General features: G+C 64.4%; 11 protein-coding genes. 4 read left to right on the forward strand and 7 right to left on the reverse strand.

The genetic code is table 11. The features are described 5' to 3' along the window. The first annotated feature begins 52 nt into the window (after positions 1 to 52). On the forward strand, positions 53 to 4,015 hold the full coding sequence (locus LVJ94_00510; protein WXB05746.1) for a GH92 family glycosyl hydrolase: 3,963 nt from the start codon (positions 53 to 55) through the stop codon (positions 4,013 to 4,015). Between the two features lie 7 nt (positions 4,016 to 4,022). Here the strand turns inward: LVJ94_00510 and LVJ94_00515 are convergent, their stop codons facing one another. From LVJ94_00515 to LVJ94_00530, 4 genes are all read right to left on the reverse strand, one after another. Further along, a complete protein-coding gene (locus LVJ94_00515; protein WXB05747.1) occupies positions 4,023 to 4,478 on the reverse strand; it encodes a hypothetical protein in 456 nt (151 codons plus the stop codon). 103 nt (positions 4,479 to 4,581) lie between these two features. After that, positions 4,582 to 6,207: a group II intron reverse transcriptase/maturase gene (ltrA, locus tag LVJ94_00520; protein ID WXB10829.1), complete on the reverse strand. Its 1,626-nt coding sequence runs from the start codon at positions 6,205 to 6,207 to the stop codon at positions 4,582 to 4,584. A gap of 648 nt (positions 6,208 to 6,855) precedes the next feature. Continuing rightward, the gene (locus LVJ94_00525) at positions 6,856 to 7,530 is read right to left on the reverse strand and encodes a carbonic anhydrase (GenBank protein WXB05748.1); all 675 of its coding nucleotides are present in this window, start codon (positions 7,528 to 7,530) and stop codon (positions 6,856 to 6,858) included. Between the two features lie 42 nt (positions 7,531 to 7,572). Then, a complete protein-coding gene (locus LVJ94_00530; protein WXB05749.1) occupies positions 7,573 to 8,232 on the reverse strand; it encodes a glutathione S-transferase N-terminal domain-containing protein in 660 nt (219 codons plus the stop codon). 76 nt (positions 8,233 to 8,308) lie between these two features. Between LVJ94_00530 and LVJ94_00535 the strand changes: the two genes are divergently transcribed. Both LVJ94_00535 and LVJ94_00540 read left to right on the forward strand, forming a co-directional pair. Then, positions 8,309 to 9,220, forward strand: coding sequence for a LysR family transcriptional regulator (locus LVJ94_00535; protein WXB05750.1), 912 nt, complete (start codon positions 8,309 to 8,311; stop codon positions 9,218 to 9,220). After that, positions 9,217 to 9,999: a fumarylacetoacetate hydrolase family protein gene (locus tag LVJ94_00540; protein ID WXB05751.1), complete on the forward strand. Its 783-nt coding sequence runs from the start codon at positions 9,217 to 9,219 to the stop codon at positions 9,997 to 9,999. Before LVJ94_00535 ends, LVJ94_00540 begins: the two co-directional genes overlap by 4 nt. 4 nt (positions 10,000 to 10,003) lie before the next feature. Here LVJ94_00540 and LVJ94_00545 read toward each other — a convergent pair whose 3' ends face one another. The 3 genes from LVJ94_00545 to LVJ94_00555 all read right to left on the reverse strand — a co-directional run bounded on the left by LVJ94_00545 (position 10,004) and on the right by LVJ94_00555 (position 16,455). After that, positions 10,004 to 12,694, reverse strand: a complete 2,691-nt coding sequence (locus LVJ94_00545) for a family 20 glycosylhydrolase (protein ID WXB05752.1) — start codon at positions 12,692 to 12,694, stop codon at positions 10,004 to 10,006. Positions 12,695 to 12,791: 97 nt separating this feature from the next. Next, entirely contained in the window at positions 12,792 to 13,223 is a 432-nt protein-coding gene (locus tag LVJ94_00550) for an acyl-CoA thioesterase (GenBank protein WXB05753.1), read from the reverse strand. A gap of 97 nt (positions 13,224 to 13,320) precedes the next feature. Continuing rightward, the gene (locus tag LVJ94_00555; GenBank protein ID WXB05754.1) at positions 13,321 to 16,455 is read right to left on the reverse strand and encodes a GH92 family glycosyl hydrolase; all 3,135 of its coding nucleotides are present in this window, start codon (positions 16,453 to 16,455) and stop codon (positions 13,321 to 13,323) included. A gap of 273 nt (positions 16,456 to 16,728) precedes the next feature. On the opposite strand from LVJ94_00555, the gene LVJ94_00560 reads away from it, so the two are divergent. Beyond that, the gene (locus tag LVJ94_00560; GenBank protein WXB05755.1) at positions 16,729 to 17,082 is read left to right on the forward strand and encodes a YciI family protein; all 354 of its coding nucleotides are present in this window, start codon (positions 16,729 to 16,731) and stop codon (positions 17,080 to 17,082) included. Positions 17,083 to 17,116: the final 34 nt, after the last annotated feature.

The raw sequence follows: 17,116 nt of genomic DNA on the forward strand, positions 1-17,116 counted from the left end.
GCGTCGAAGACAACGTTGTCATTCGAAATCCTGGTGCCATTCGGAGGCTGTGATGAACGTGCGCCGACTTTCCTTCGCCCTCGTATCCGTAGCTGCTCTTATTCACTGCTCGTCGAGCGATTCGCCGAACCAGCCGCCGGGCGGCGGTAACCCGGATGGGAGTGTCGGCGACTCGGGCGTCGGCACCGATGGTGGCGATTCGGGCTCGGTGCCGCAAGGACCGACCGAGTTCTTCTCCTCCTTCGAGGCGAAGGATCCGCAGCCGACGTGGACCAACACCGTGGAGAACGGGAAGACCTCCGGCGTCGTCTCGCCGCCGCCCTCGGTGGTGGTCCCGAGCAACGTCACCGATCGCGTGGTCGCCGTCACCGCCAGCGGTGAGAACGATGCAAGCGGCGAGGTCGCGGACAATCTGACCGACGGCGACACCCGCTCCAAGTGGCTCGTCTTCGAGAGCACCGGGTGGCTCGTCTACAAGCTCGACGAGCCGGTCGCCGTCAAGCGTTACCGGCTGGCGTCGGCGAACGACTTCGATCAGCGCGATCCGCGGGATTGGGCGCTGCAAGGCTCGCAGGACGGCGAAACCTGGGTCGATCTGGACAAGCAGACGAATCAAAACTTCACCGAGCGGTTCCAGACGCGGGAGTTCAACGTCCCCGGCAACACCACGGCCTATCTCTATTACCGATTGAACATCACCGCGAACCATAGCGGCAGCATCATTCAAATGTCGGAGTGGCAGATCTTCGACCAAGCGGCATCGGCGCCGGTCGATGCGGGGACGACCGACTCGGGTGCGGATGCCGCCCCGCCGGTCACCCCCGAAATGCGCAGCGCCGTGGGCCGCGGGCCGACCCAGTCGCACAACGCCAAGCCGCGCGTCGGATTCACCGGCGTGCGCGGATTCGAATACGGCGGCACGCACAATGCTTCGGAGCGCGCGTATTCGTACAACAAGGTGTTCGACGTCGACATCGTGGTCGCGCCCAACACCGAACTCTCGTACATGATTCTCCCCAACTTCACCGACGGGGACCTGAATTACCCGAGCACCTATGCCTCGGTCGATCTCGCCTTCGAGGACGGTACCTACCTGAGCGACCTCGGTGCGGTGGATCAGCACGCGGCGGTGTTGTCGCCGAAGGGGCAGGGCGAGTCGAAGACGCTCTACACGGACGACTGGAACTACAAGGTTTCCAAGATTGGCGGCGTCGCCAACGGAAAGCGCATCAAGCGCATCCTCGTGGCGTACGACAATCCCAACGGGCCGCCGGCGGGCAAGACCAGCACGACGTTCGGAGGCTGGATCGACGATATTCGGATCACGGCGAACCCCGCCGTCGAGGTGCGGACGAATCCCTCGGATTGGGTCGATACCCGGCGGGGCACGAACTCGAGCGGCGACTTCTCGCGTGGAAACAATTTCCCGGCGACGGCGGTTCCGCACGGATTCAACTTCTGGACGCCGATGACCGCGGCCGGCTCGCAGAGCTGGCTGTACACCTACCACCGCAGCAACAACTCGGAGAACCTGCCGACGTTGCAGGCCTTCGCGTTGAGCCACGAGCCGAGCCCCTGGATGGGCGATCGCCAGAGTTTCCAGGTGATGCCTTCGGCGGCAGCGGGTGTCCCCAGCACGAGCAAGAAGACGCGCGCCCTGGCCTTCCGCCACACCAACGAAGTGGCGCAGGCGCATTACTACAGCGTGAAGTTCGAAAACGGGATTCAGACGGAAATTGCACCGGCGGATCACGCGGCGTTGTTCCGATTCACCTTCCCGGGTGACGACGCGAGCCTGATTTTCGACCACTTGAACGCCAGCGGCGGGCTCACGCTCGATTCGAGCGCACGTTCCTTGAGCTTCTATTCGGATGCCAAGAGCGGCTTGTCCACCGGCGCCACGCGCATCTTCGTGTACGCCGAGTTCGATCGGCCGGTGACGGCAAGCGGCAATTCGGGTGGAGTGGCCGGGTATTTCCGTTTCGGTGTGGACGCGGGCAACCGCGTGGTGAACATGCGCATTGCGACGTCGCTCATCAGCGTGGCGCAGGCGAAGAAGAACCTCGAGCTGGAGATTGCCAAGGGCGACACCCTCGAGGTGGTGAAGGAGAAGGCGCGCCAGCTCTGGGACAAGAAGCTGAAGGTCATCGAGGTCGAGGGGGCGAGCTCCGACCAGCTCACCACGCTGTATTCGAACTTGTACCGCTTGTTCCTGTATCCCAATTCGGCGTACGAAAACGTGGGGACGGCGGAAGCGCCCCAGTACAAATACGCAAGCCCCGTCACGGCGGGTTCGGGTGCGGGGTCGCCGACGAACACGGGCGCCAAGCTGGTCGACGGCAAGGTCTTCGTGAACAATGGCTTCTGGGATACCTACCGGGGCACGTGGTCGGCCTATGCCTTGCTGACGCCGTCGTACGCGAAAGATCTCGTGGACGGCTTCGTGCAGCAGTACAAAGACGGCGGCTGGATTTCGCGTTGGTCTTCGCCGGGGTATGCCGATTTGATGACCGGCACCAGCTCCGACGTGGCGTTTGCCGACGCGTACCTCCGCGGCGTCAACTTCGATGCCGTCGCGGCCTACGACGCGGCGGTGCGGAATGCCACCACGGTCGCACCGAATGGGAACGTGGGGCGCAAAGGAAACGAGTCGTCGACCTTCCTCGGGTACACGCCCACCTCGACGGGCGCCGGTTTCTCGTGGGCCATGGCCGGGTACCTCAATGACTATGGCATTGCCAACTTGGCCAAGGCGCTGAGCAACAATGCGAGCGATCCGCGTCGTCAGGAATTCGCCGAGAATGCGGAATACTTCCTGAGCCGCTCGCAGAATTACGTGAATCTGTTCGATCGCTCGATCGACTTCTTCCAGGGGCGTGCGGCCAATGGCTCGTGGCGCCTTCCCAAGGAGAGCTTCGATCCGCGCGTCTGGGGGAACGACTACACCGAGACGGACGCCTGGAACATGGCCTTCGACCCCGTCCACGACGGGCAGGGCTTGGCCAACCTTTACGGGAGCCGGGAAAAGCTGGCCGCGAAGCTCGACGCGTTCTTCTCCACGCCGGAGACGGCGGGGTTCCCCGGTGGGTACGGCGGCACCATCCACGAGATGCTCGAAGCGCGCGATGTTCGCATGGGGCAGCTCGGACTGAGCAACCAGCCATCGTTCCACATCCCGTACATGTACCTGTTCACCGGCCAGGCGGCGAAGACGCAGGCCAAGGTGCGTGAGGTGATGGCGCGGCTCTTCGTGGGCAGCAACATCGGGCAGGGTTACCCTGGGGACGAAGACAACGGTGCGACGTCGTCGTGGGGGATCTTCAGCGCGCTGGGCTTCTACCCGCTCCAAGTGGGAAGCTCGAACTACGTGATTGGCTCACCGCTCTTCACGAAGGCGACCGTTCATCTCGAGAATGGGCGGAACATCGTCATCTCCGCGCCGCAGAACGGCCCGAAGAACGTGTACGTGCAAAGCCTGAAGGTCAATGGCGCGCCGTACACCAAGACGTACCTCTCGCACGATCAGCTGGCGAACGGCGCCAACCTGGAATTCGTGATGGGCCCTGCGCCGTCGCAGTGGGGCAGCGGCGTGGACGATGTGCCGCCGTCGGTGACCCAAGGCGATGCGCCCGCGACCCCGCTGCACGACGTGGCCACGGGATGCAACGGCGACGCGCGGCTCTACGACAACAGCGCGAACACCTCGGCGACCGTGAACGCGGTGCAGTGCAAGATCCAAGGCACGGCGCCGGTGCGCTTCTACACGATCACGTCCACGGCGGCATCCGACACGACCAACGGCGATCCCACGGACTGGGTCCTCGAGGGCTCCAACGACGGCACCACGTGGAAGGAGCTCGACAAGCGCACCGGCCAAGTCTTCCCGTGGCGCTTGCAGACGCGCGCCTTCAAGGTGGCCGACGCCGCGGCAACGTATGCCAACTACCGCCTCACGGTCACCAAGGGCACCAAGACCACCACGGCCATCGCCGAGGTCGAGCTCTTGGCCAACTAACCAATCGTCATCGCGTTCTCGCGGAGCTGGTGCCCAGGCCGGCCCAGCTCCGATCGAGAATCTCGAGAACACCGCTCAGCCCCGTCTCGTAGGCGCGCGACGCATCGCCGCCCACGTGGAAGCCGAGGGCGTGGCGCCATGCGAAACAGGCGCCGCCTTCGGCTTCGACCCAGGCCCGCGCGGTCGAGGTCAATCGGCCGCGGAACCAAACGCAATCTTCGCGTTCGTAGCCGGACATGGGCTCGTCTTTGTACGTGACGGTGACGACCAGTTTGTTCGCCGTGTTGGTTCGGTCGACCTGAAGCCCTGCGCTCCGAAAGCGCGCTTCCAAGGTTCGGGTGACCTCGGCGACCATTTGCGCGCTGGTTTCGGGTCGCGGGGTGCGCGCGTCGATCACGTCGATGGCGATGGTTCGCGGGGTGAGGCTGGTGAGGGCCGGACGATGCAGGGCATCGGCGTCCATGGCGGGCACCCCCGCGGCGCTGCGGGTGCCGCAACCCGCGAGAAGCGGCAGAAGGGCGACGGCCAGACGAAGGGTAGAGTGGGCAGCCGGCGCTTGCCCTGCGTTACCGCAGGGAGTTTCCGGCTGCCCCTCGCCGAACCCGGCGTGCGCCTTTCGATACGCACCGGGCTCTCCATAGACTTGGCACGAAGGCGGGAGTCTTTTGCCAGGAGAGGCAAAAGGGACGGACTCGCGTTGGGGACATAGTGACCGAATGGGTCTCTCTGTCGCGCCACCGTATCGCCCGGCCCCTCGGCTTGCGCCACCCGTATCGCGCGTAGATGTCCCGCATCCGAGTGTTGGGGTGCTTCTTGCGGAGCCATCGGTAGATGGTCCACCACACGTAATGGTCGTTGGCGGCGAAGACGCGCTTCGCGCCCCATGCGTGTTTGTAGAAGTTCGCCCAGCCGCGGACGACGGGGTTTATCAGACGCAATCGGTTCTCCAAGGAATCTCGGCAGGTGCTCCTGCGGAAGATGTCCTTGATGTTCTGGCGTAGCCGCTTCGATTGCTCCTTCGGGATCACCGCCAGCGGGACGAAGCCCCCGTGACGCGGGTGCTTTCGTACGCGCAGGTGATGACCGAGGAAGCGCATCGTGCTCGTCACCGGCGTGACGAGTGTCTTTTCCTCGGACAGCGAGAGCCCGAGCTTAGACTCGAGCTCGCGTGCCAAGGCTGCCTTTTCCTGCTCGGCGGATTGGCGGCAATCCTGAGGATCGCCGTCTTTCGCGACGAGCACGATGAAGTCATCGGCGTACCGGACGGGCGTGAAGACGGGGAGCCCGCGTCGTTTGTCGCGTGTACGGTTTCCGTACGCGCGACGCGCGATCACGTCGGGGTCGGCAGGAAAGAGGCTCGCGAGACTGACGCGGGACGAGCGAATCGCCGTTCCGCGGGGCCACACATGCCGCTCGTACCTATCCTCGATGACGCTCAGTGCGACGTTCGCGAGCAGGGGCGAGAGGATCCCGCCCTGCGGCGTGCCGCTGTCGCTGCGCAGGAACTGCGCCTCGGCAAGAGCGCCGGCTTTCAGGAATGCGAGGACAAGCCGAGAGAGCTTCGCGTCGCCGACGCGCCGCCTCACACGCTCCATCAGGCCATGGTGGCCGATGTTGTCAAAGCATCCCTTGATGTCGCCTTCAATGGTCCATTGGAACGGGAGGAGGTCCTCTCGTTTCAATGGGTCCGCGCCACGGGAATGCATGAGCACCTTGAGGTGCGCGATGGCCCCGTGGACAGACCGACCCGGTCGGAAGCCGTGCGAGACAGGATAGAAGTCCGCCTCGAAGATCGGCTCCAGGATGTTCTTCACTGCTGCTTGAACGACTCTGTCTTTCACGGTCGGGATGCCCAGCGGCCGAAACTTGCCGGGTTTGCCTGCCTTCGGGATGAGCACACGCCGGACCGGCATCGGTCGGAACGTTCCGCCTCGAAGCTCCTTGCGGAGCTCATCAAGGAAGGGCTCAGCACCGTCAAGCAGGACGTGCCTGACCGTGATCCGGTCTATGCCCGCGGTCCGCGCACCGCGATTGCGGTGGACGCGGGCGAGGGCGATTCGAAGATTCCGTGGGTCGGTTACAAGTCCCCACAGCTTTTCGAATACGTAGTCCGGATTCACTCGACTTCGCGTGTACAGCTTGCGTTGCACGATCTGGAGCCAGAGACGGTCGTCCCTGGATGCCACATACATGGCTTGTCCCAGCGGCCCACCCGCTGCACTCATCTACTGCCTCCCTTCGCCATGTGCGCGGCTCTCCCGCGCTCCGACTACTACGAAGGCTCGCCCCTCGACCGAGACGGCGCCGGGCTTGGCGGCTTGCAGGGCGTTTCATTCCCTGCGCTCGGTTCGAGGTTCTCGTGTTCCCAGAGGAAACCCGCGATGCGGTAGGTGGTCAGCTCCGCCCCTGGCAGCTCTGACCGTCGTCCATTCGGGACAGGACCGACGGCGCGCCGGGAAAGTCCGGCGCTCCAGACCGTGCATGAATGACGATCCAGATCGCGCTGCGTACCCCGCGCGTGACCGCGGGTAAGTTTTCGTACAGAGGGATCCATCGCTGACTTCAACTGCGCGAGCGGTGGCTCGCGCGTGCTTCACCATGGCACCTGTGGTAGCTTGCCAGTCGAGAGCTGGTCGCTGTCGCTGCAAGCATTTCACGCCGCTCGGCTATTGCAGCCCGCCGTTGCCAACCTTCGGGCGGGGTTCGCGGCGCCCTTACTCGCTCGGCCCGACCCGAGCGGTGATGACGTCTCTTTAGATCATCGGTTTCCTCCAAGCTTTTCACGACGCACTTCATGCCCCCTTCGTCGACCGCCGTCCGGGCTGGGTTGCTCGATTTCGCTATTCCTGGCGGTGCATCGTTTCGGCGGCTGCACCATCGGCCGACGAGATGGCGGTGAACTCGCCGGTGTCGGGGTCGAAGCCGTGGATGGCGCCCGTGCCGATCTCGAAGATCCAGCCGGCGATGTGGAGTTTGCCGGCGTCGAGTTTTTCGGCCACGAAGGGGTAGGCGCGAAGGTGCTCGAGTTGCATGAGCACGTTCTCGGCGACGGCGGCGGTGACTTTGGCGTCGCCCGGAAGGTGGCCGTAGCGGGTCTGGATGATGTTGCGCACGCCCTCCGTCTGGGCGAGCCACCGCTTGACGTATTGGAGACTGGCCATCTTCTCGGGCTGGAGGATGGAGGCCATGGCGCCGCACTGGGTGTGGCCGCACACGATGATGTCTTTGACGCCGAGGACCTCCACGGCGTATTCGACCGCGGCGGCCGTGCCACCGGGCAGGTCCGGGCGCGGGATGACGTTGCCCACGTTGCGGACGATGAAAAGATCGCCCGGCCGCGAGTTCGTGATCAAGTTGGGATCGACGCGCGAATCGGAACACGTCACGAAGAGTGTCTCCGGGTTCTGTCCGCGCGAGGCCAGTTGCTCGAAGAGCTCTTGGTGCTTGGTGAAGAAGTGTTTCTGGAACGAGTGAATACCTTTTACGAGCTTCTCCATCATGAGCGAGGCTCTCATGGAGCCCTGGCTCCGGCAAGTCGAAGGATGAACCCGTGTTCGCTAAGTCGTCAGTGTGACGTTTTCGCGCGCGAGGGCGCGCTTTGCAGCGGGCCGGGCGGCTACCTCATGGGCGAGGCGCTCGAGCGAGCGGTAGCCCTCCATCGGTTCTCCGATGCGGTGCCCCCACCGGTAGAAGACGGTGAGGTACGGGTCCACGGCGCTGGAGCCTTCCTCGAGCGCATGGGGATGGCCCGTCACCTTGGCCACCGTTTCCAGCCTGGTGTCGATCTCGCGGTAGAAGGCGCGCACCGTGCGGCGGCCGGTTTCCGCAATGGTGCCGTGCACGGAGGCATCGTCGCTGAAGCGTTCGCCTCGCCAGATCTGGGCAAAGGCGATGTGCACGCTGCTCGATAGCCACGAGAGCCACTCCTGAAAGCGCGCCCGCGCGAGGGTGCCCGGCGCGGGGGCGAGCGTGGGGGCGCCGGATGTGCGCTCGCGATCGGCCAAGTAGCTCAGGATCGCGCCCACCTCGGTGATGACGGTGCCCTCGGTGCGAAGCGCAGGCACGCGTGCGCGCGGGTTGATGGCCAGGTACTCGGGCCGGCGGTGCGCGCCTTCTGGAATGGGCACGCGTACCGTTTCGAAGGGGCGGCCGATCTCTTCCAGAACGATGTGAACCGCCAGCGAACATGCGCCAGGCGAATAGTAGAGGGTGTCCATGCCCCTTACGGTGGGGCAAAACGATGCAGATGAAAAACGCATTGTCGTCATGCCATGTATGCGTAATGCTCATACAATGAATCTGCTGGACGTGCGCCATCTTCGGCTCGTGCAGGCCGTTGCCGAATCCGGAACGGTGACCCATGCCGCTGCGGCGCTGCACCTCACGCAGTCGGCGGTGAGCCGGCAGCTGGTCGAATTGGAAGCGCGCCTCGGGGTCGAGCTCTTTTCGCGCGCGAAGAAGAAAATGACGCCCACCGCTGCAGGGCAGCGCATCCTGCGCACCGCGGGGCCGCTTCTCGACGAGCTCCGTGCGCTCGAGGAGGACGTGGCCCAAAAGACGCGGCCCGCGCCCATGCTGCGCATCGCCACCGAATGTTACACGTGTTACCGCTGGCTCCCGTCGGCCTTTCCGGACCTGCACCGCGTGCAGCCCGACCTGGAGGTGCGCATCGTCCTCGAGGCCACGCGCCGTCCGATGGACGCGCTGTTGCGCGGTGAGATCGATGCGGCGGTGGTCTCCGGGACGACGCGCGATCGCCGGCTCGGGGCCATTCCGCTGTTCGACGACGAGCTGGTGGCGGTGCTCCACCCCGCGCACCCTCTGGCGGCGCGAACGTACCTCGAACCGCGGCATTTTGCGGGTGAAACCTTGTTTACCCATGACTTGCCGCCGGAGCAGTTCTACTTCTTGCGCCAGGTCCTGGGGCCCGCCGGGGTGGAGCCGCGGCGTACCTTGCGCGTGCCGCTCACGGAGGCGATCCTCGAGATGGTCGCCGCCAACTTGGGTATTACCGTGCTCGCGCAATGGAGTGTGCAGTCGCACGTCGATGCCGGGGCCGTCGTGGCGCGCAAAGTGACGCGCTCGGGCATGGTGCGCACGTGGCGCCTTGCCCACGCGCGCCAGGGTGCCATGCTTCCCGCGGTGCAGGCCCTCGCGCGCACCATGCAACGCAAACCGATTTGCGCTACATCGAGGAAACCATGACGGACGAACGAGCACGCGAGGCCGCGGCGATTCTATGGTCGGCTTGGCAGGAGAAACGGCTTCTCGAGGGCTTGCCCGAGCACTGCAGGCCGCGCGATCTCGGGGAAGGCTACGCGGTCCAGCGCGCGCTGGGAGAGCTCGCCGGTGCGACCATCGGATGGAAGATTGCGGCCACCAGCAAGGCGGGGCAGGCCCATATCCGGGTCGATGCCCCCTCGGCGGGGCGCCTGTTCGAGTGCTTCGCGCACGCATCCGGCGCCACGTTGCCGGCGCGGCATCTTCACATGCGCGCCGCGGAGGCGGAGTTCGCTTTTCGCATGGGCCGCGACTTGCCCCCGCGCGCTCGCCCCTACGAGCGCGACGAAGTGATGGCCGCCGTGGGCGCCTTGCACATCGCCATCGAGGTGCCCGATTCGCGCTTCCACGATTACGTGGCCGCCGGCGCAGCGCAAATCGTGGGCGACGACTCCTGCGCCGGGTACTTCGTGCTCGGGCCCGAGGTCGCCACGTGGAAGGGCGACGACCTTCCAGGGCACACCGTCGCCCTGCGAAAAGAGGGCGCCGTCGTCGCCACGGGCATCGGCTCCAACGTGCTCGGCGATCCGCGCCTCGCGCTCACCTGGCTGGCCAACGAGTTACGCCAGCGCGAACGCGGCCTCCGCGCCGGCGAAATCGTCACCACGGGCACATGCATCCCGCCCTACACCATCGGCCCGGGCGACGCGCTGACCGCGGATTTCGGTACCTACGGCACCGTATCGGTGGCCTTCGAGCCGTGACGTTTTAATCGACCTTCGTCACCCGGCTCACGTGCCCGCTGCGCGTCCTCGTTCGCAGCCACACCGGTCCGGACACCGCCACCGGACCCGTGTAGTCTGCAAACGTCGCGCCGCCATTCGTGGAATACTCGATGACCATGCTCGGATAGCGCACATTGGCCAGAAGCTGCCCATGATCGATCTTCGCGCCCGGAAGCGGAATTCGATAATTGACACCGCGTGCCCGCGGAAGCTCGTGGCGGACGTCCACCGCGCGATAAAAGTCCAATCGCGGCAACACCGACTGACCCAGCGCGTTCACGAATCGTTCCCACGCCGCCGGCATCTCTGCCGGTGCCGGCGTATGGCGATTCCACGCGCGCTCGGCCACGCCGAGAATCTTCGGAAAGGCGAAATACTCGACCAACTCGTCCGTCTTGACGTTCTCCCCCCAGAGTAGCCCCGCCATGCCCAACACGTTGGCGCGTCCCGCGGGGGTGAGCCGCTCTTTCGCATCCCACGCATGCGGATCGAATGGATTGCCCATTCGGTCGTGCGTCCCCAGGGCAAAGAGGTCGAACGGCTGGTACTCGAACGTCCTTCGGTCGTCGACGAAATTGGCCCAGTAGAGCCCCGGCTCGTCCGGGTCTTTGTTGTAGGCCATATCCAAGTACAAATTGGTCGCGTGGGATAGAATGACGTTGTTGCCGCGGTTCGCATATTTGTACGCGAAGTCCTCCCTCCCGCGCCCCCACACATTCTGCCAGGGCATTGGAATGAAGCCCTCGAGTTGGAATCCGTCGTGAAGAACGTCGTCCCACCCGGTCATCCTCGCCCCGGTGGCGGTGATGATCCGTTGCCACTTGGTGAGGAAGAGATCGCGCAACTGCAGATCGCCCAGGTTCGCCGTGTCGGGATTCGTCTTGCACAGCGGCGAGCCTTGCCACCACACATTCGTCCGCAGGCTGGGCAGCTCGTCGCCGCCGCCATGAATCATCGTAAGCTTAGCACCCGGAACGGCATTGAAACGGGCTTGAATCTCGCCAACGACCTTCGAAAGAAAGGCATACGACGACGGCAAACACGGATTGAGGAAGTCGTCCGTGTAGCCCTGCACCGTCGTGTGCTTCGACGTGTCGTTCGGGTCCACCAGCCGGTACTGCCCCGCCTTCACCGGATCGGTGGCGGCATATTGGGCATACCGATGCTCCATGGCCTTGACCGCGGCGCGCGCATGCCCCGGCATATCGATTTCCGGAATGACGTCGACGTGGCGCTCCGTCGCATACGCGAGGATCTCTTCGAAGTCCCGTACGGTGTAATAGCCGGAGCCTTCCCCGGCGAAATTGAGCGAGGCGCGCTCGAAACCTTGGTAAGCCGGCCATTCGCCGCCGTTGGCCTCCGCCTCGTTGCGCGCTTTTCCGCGGATCCCGTCGCCCGGGCGCAACCCGCGCGTCGAACCTAGGGCCACGTGCAATTGTCGCTGCTCGCCCGCATCGAAACCGCGCTTCGCACCGTACGACGTCAACTCGGGTATCCCGGGGATCTCGAGCCGCCAGCCCTCGTCGTCGGTCAAATGGAGATGAAGCTTGTTGATCTTGTGGAGGGCCAGCACGTCGAGCAGCTTCTCGAGGGTGGCCTTCGAATGGAAATGGCGCGCCACGTCCAAGGTCATCCCGCGATACGGAAACAGCGGCGCATCCGAAATGGACAGCGCCGGCAGCGCCACGGAGACCTTTTTCCCGGGCTCGACGGGAACCAATTGGCGCAGCGTCTGAATCCCATAGAACACGCCGGCGGAGTCCACCCCGCGGATCTCGATGCCCTTCTCGGGGTCGATGCTCAGCGTATATCCTTCGGGCCCGCTGGCGACGTTGGGATCGAGCACCAGGCGGATGGCCGCGTTCGCCCGCCGCTCGCGCGCATCGATCACGCCAACCAAGACATCGCCCAATGCCGCTTGGAGAAACGCCGCCTCCTTGGCCAGACCGCGCGCGTATTCGACGTCGATCCGCGCCCCGCCAAGTTGGTATTGGCCGGTGCCGTAGGTCACCGATTGCGGCCGCGGCACGAGCGCGTCGGCCGGCTCGAGACTCGCCCGGGTCAGCGACTCGTTTTCCTGGTAGCGCAACGCGGCGGTTTGCACCGGCACCACATCGCTGGGCATGCGCGTGGTCTGCTTCGGATCCGCCGGATCCACCTCGACGGACGACGAAAGGGCCCACGCTTCGGTGCTCGGTGGAAAGACGATGTGGAAGCCCGACGGCGCATCGCTCTTGAGGACCGACCAGCTCCCCACGAGGACTTCGATGACGCGCTCCTGGCCCGGTTCGAGAGGGACGAAGTGCTCGAGCGGCTCGAGAACGAAGTAATCGCCACTGGCGGCCTTCTGAATGCGCACGCCCTGTTCGGCCAGGTGCTGTTTGTACTGGGCGTTGCCTTCGCCATCCTTGAGGAAGGTGCGCGGGTAATAGCTAAAGTAGATTTGCCATCCGGACCCGCCGAGGCGCATCGCGCTGTCGTTCCGAAAGGTGAACGTACCCAGAAAGAACGAGCCATCCGCCGATGCCAAATTGTTCACCGGGCGGAAGACGACGGAGATGTTGGGCGCGCGTGCGGACATTCCCAATGCGGCGGAGTCTGCGGCGGTCCCGGCGGTTTGGGCCTGGCATGCGCCGATGCACAATGAAATACCGATCAAGCACGCTCTTCTCATCGTTCTCGCCGTCCTCTCTCTTGCAAGCGTGCACGCAGCCAGCCCTGGTCCAATGGCCAGGCGTGCCAATATTTTGGTGCGCGGAGCGCTTGGAGGTTCAAACGACAATCGTTTGCAGCGCGCTGCGAATCTTCTCGGGGATGGGCACGGCTTGGCGTGTCACGCGATCGACGAAGACGTGCACGAAGTAGCCATGCGCACACGCGCGCTCCCCGTCCTCGCGGAAAATGCCGATGCCGTAGGTCACCGAGCGATTGCCCAGTTTGTCGACGCGCAATCCGGCGCGGATGGCATCCGGATACGCCACGGCCTCGCGGTACGTGCAGCGTGACTCCACCACCACGCCGATCACGGTGCTCTCTGCGATGTCCAAACCACCCTCGCGAATGAGAAACAGATTCGCTGCCGAATCGAAGTAGCTGTAATACGTCACGTTGTTCACGTGCCCGTACACGTCGTTGTCCATCCAGCGCGTGGTGATCGGGCAAAACCAGCGATACCGGTCCGTCGTCTCGAGGATGTCGCTCATGGCGCCGTCCAATCTCGCAGCCGCCGCGACAAAAGAAAACCGCCGGGAACGCGTGGCGTCCCCGGCGGTTTCAGCCCTGCTCAGTGGGAGGGCGCTTTCAGTGCGGCAAAGCCCACTGCTGCGGGGCGCTCCCGTTGCAGTCGTAGATCTGCAGCTGGGTCCCGTTTTCCGTCGCGCCGTTGGGCACGTCGAGGCAGCGGCCCGATTGCGGGTTGCGCAAGGAGCCGTTGGCCCCGGCGACCCATTGCTGGGCGCCCGAGGCGTTGCAGTCCCACAATTGCACCTTGGTGCCATTGGCGGTGCCGCTGGTCGTCACGTCGAGGCACTTGCCGAGTGCCCGCGCGGTGCCGTCGCCGGGAAGGCTCCATTGCTGCGCGCCCGACGTGTTGCAATCGTACAACTGCACCTTGGTGCCGTTGGTCTGGCTGCTCTGGTTCACGTCGACGCACTTGCTCGCGAGCCCGGTCACCGCGCCCGTGGGGATCGCGCTGCCGTATACCTCGAACTCGTAGATGCGCGCGGCCGTGCCCCCGGTGTTTTCCGGCGTCGTCACGTTGAGTCTCACGTAACGCGCCTGGCGTGCGGCGAAGGGGTGGAAGGTGCGGCTCGAGCGGTTGCCCGTCACGGTCGCAACCGTCGTCCAGTTGGCATTGTCGAGGCTCGTCTGGATGTTGAACCCGCCCGTGTTCCATCCCGTGGTCTCACCGCCGAGGCCCGAGTGCTTGATGACCACCGACGATACGTTTTGCGCCGAGCCGAGGTCCACCTGCAGGAAGGAGTTGGCCTGGGTCGAGCACCATTTGCTGTTGTTCACCAGCGCGCCGTCGAAGGCCTTGTCGGCCGACTCGGCCGCCGCGCACGGCGTGGAGCCGCTCGCCGCTTTGCCACGCGCCAAGTTCGGGCCGAGGTTCAGCGCCTTCGGGGGCGCCGTCCAGCCGTCGTTGAACGAAGGCGGAACGTCGCCGGCGCCCGTGCCCCAGGTGCCGCTGGGCGAGGTGCCCATAGTGTACGAAATCGTACCGCCCGACGCGATGTCCGAGTAGCGCAGGTAGCTGCGGTTTTGCGCCGCACCATTGAGCTGCATGCCTTGCACGTATTGCGAGGCGCCGCCGCCGTTGATTTGAATATTGCCGGCCGCACGCTGAATGGTGATCGAGTTGAACGTGGGTCCGTGGAGCGCGAGTACGTCGGCTCCGGGGATGGCCGGGTACATGCCGAGCGCCGCCCAGATGTACCACGCGGAGGTGGCGCCCAGGTCGTCGTTGCCCGGCAAGCCACCCGCGCCGGTGTGGAACGCCTCGCTCATGATTCGACGCACCGCCGACGAAGCCCCCGCCGGGTAGCGTGCGAAGTTGTACGCCCAGGGAACGCCGTGCTCCGGCTCGTTTCCAATCCAGAAATATGGCGTATTGTGCCCTTCGTTCACGCGCGTGAAGTGATGGTTCAATCGCTGCACGGCCGTCTCGGGGCCACCCATCAAATCGATGAGCGACGCGAAGTTGTACGTGATCATCCACGTGTACTGCGCGGCGCTTCCCTCGGTGTAGTCCGAGTCGCTGCCCGGATTGAGCGGCAGCTTCCAGCTCTTGTCCGAGTTGCGCGTGTTGATGTAGCTCGACTCGGTGCTGAAGACGTTGAACCACCACTGCGCACGGGAAATATGCGTGTTGTACAGGTTCGAATCACCCAGCGACTTGGCGAACGTGGCCACCGCGAAGTCCGACGCGGAGTACTCCAGCGAGTCCGACGCATTGCCGGCGATGAATCCGTTTTGCACCAGCTCGGCCTGGCGCCCGCGGATCGCGCTTCCCTGCATGGTGCCGCCGTTGGAGGCTTTGGCCATGAGCGCGAGCGCGGCCGCCGTATCGAAGTTGCGCGCGCCGAAGGCGTAGGCGCTGGCCACGATGATGGGGCCGGGGTCGCCGGTCATGATGAAGTCTTCGACGGTTTGGTTCGACCACTTGGGCAACAATCCGCCCTGCTGACCATCGAGGACCATCGATTTGACGACGTCGTTCATCACGTCGGGCGCCACGAGGCCCATCAGCGCCGCCCACGAACGGTAGATGTCCCATCCAGAGTAGTTCTGATAGACGGTCATCCCGCTCGCCGTGTGCACGGCGTTGTCGAAGCCTTTGTATTGGCCATTCACGTCGCTGGAGACGCTGGGGCTCTGGAAGACGTGGTAGAGCGCCGTGTAGAATTTCTGCAGATCGTCGTTCGATCCGCCGCTCACCTGAATGCGGTTGAGGAGGTTGTTCCACGCGGTATCCGCATTGGTGCGGACGGCGTTGAAGTCCCAATTCGGAATCTCGGTGTTGAGATTCTGCTGCGCATTGGCCGTGCTCACGAAGGAGATGGCCACCTTGAATTGCACCGTGGCCGCGCTGCTCGTGTCGAAGGTGACGTAGGCGCCGGTGTTGGTGCCCGAGGTGCTGGCCGATCCCGCGGAGACCGTGCCACCGTTCCAGGTGCCGAACCCAGTGGGCGCGCGATCGAATTGGATGGCGAAATAGATGGGGAACGTGTGGCCCGAGCCGCAGAAGTTGCCCGAGGTGACTTGGCCGGTGACCGTGCTGCCCGAGATGTTCACCGCGCCGCTGCGGCTTCCCGTGGCCGAGCGGCTCGTGTTGACCAAGAGGCGCGCCTGGTTGGTCGCGGGGAAGGTCAGCTTTCCGAAGCCCGTGCGCGTCGAGGCCGTGATCTCGACATTGGTCGAATACTTGTCCAGTCGTGTCTTGTAGTAGCCGGGGGCGGCGGCTTCGTTGGCCTTGGTGTAGCCGGACGCATAACTCGTCCAGTTGGTGCCGGGCGACGTCGAGACGGCACCGGTAATCGGTAGTATCTGGATGTCTTGGTTGTTGTCACAGCCCGCCCCTGCAAAGTGCGTGAGGCTGAAGTCTTGAATCGACGTATCCGAATAACGGTATCCGGTGGCCGATCCCACCCGCGTGTCGGGGCTGAACTGCACCATGCCAAACGGCATCGCAGGGCCGGGGTAATCGTTGCCGGTGGACTCGCCGGAGGTCGGCGGCAGGGGCGTCGTTCCCGGATCCGTGCCGATGAAGGGATTCACGTATTGGGTGAGGTTGACCGCCGCCACGTCGGCCGATGCCGAAGCGGTACTTTGCGGCCCATCGTTCGGGGCATCGTCGCCCGCGGAGCAGGCGGGGACACACGCGGCCAGCAGGGCTGCTGACAACGTTGTCCTGCTGAAAGGAAGATTCGGCATTGGCTGGTCCCTTTCCGAAGTTCCGCAACGGCCGAGCTCACGAAGACAACGTTGTCATCTTGGTCCGGTTCGATGCGGGAGCGTCGGGCCCAGCGATACGTCGATGCGGACGCCGCGGTCAACGCTCTTCGACATGTCGCAAAGCGTCATGCATCCCATCGAGAAAAAGACGCCAATGCTGTTCTTTCTTGAAAATAAGAGACACCCACGTCGATCCCGTGGAGCGCCATCCGTCGTGCCCCTCGAAGTGCCCAACCAAAAGGAGAAAAACCGATGCGCTACATCTGCCTGATTTACAGCGACGAAGCCTCATTCGAGAAAATGAGCCCGGAGGAGCAGGGCAAGCTTTACGCGGAGTACGAAGCATTCCGAAACGAGCTCGCCGCGGCGGGCAACGTGAAGCTTGCGGGCGACCAGCTCAAGCCGGCGCACACCGCCACCAGCGTTCGCGTGCGCCATGGCAAAGTTCAGACGACGGATGGGCCGTTCGCGGAGACCAAAGAGCAGCTTGGCGGGTATTACATCTTGGAATGCAAAAACCTCGACGAAGCCCTGAAATGGGCCGCCAAGATCCCGAGCGCGAAGGACGGCACCATCGAAGTGCGCCCCATCGTCGATCTTCCATGAGCTCGGCGCCATCATGTTGACGTCGTGAGCACCG

It is taken from the genome of Sorangiineae bacterium MSr11367 (assembly GCA_037157805.1).
Classification (GTDB): Bacteria; Myxococcota_A; Polyangia; order Polyangiales; family Polyangiaceae; genus Pendulispora; species Pendulispora rubella.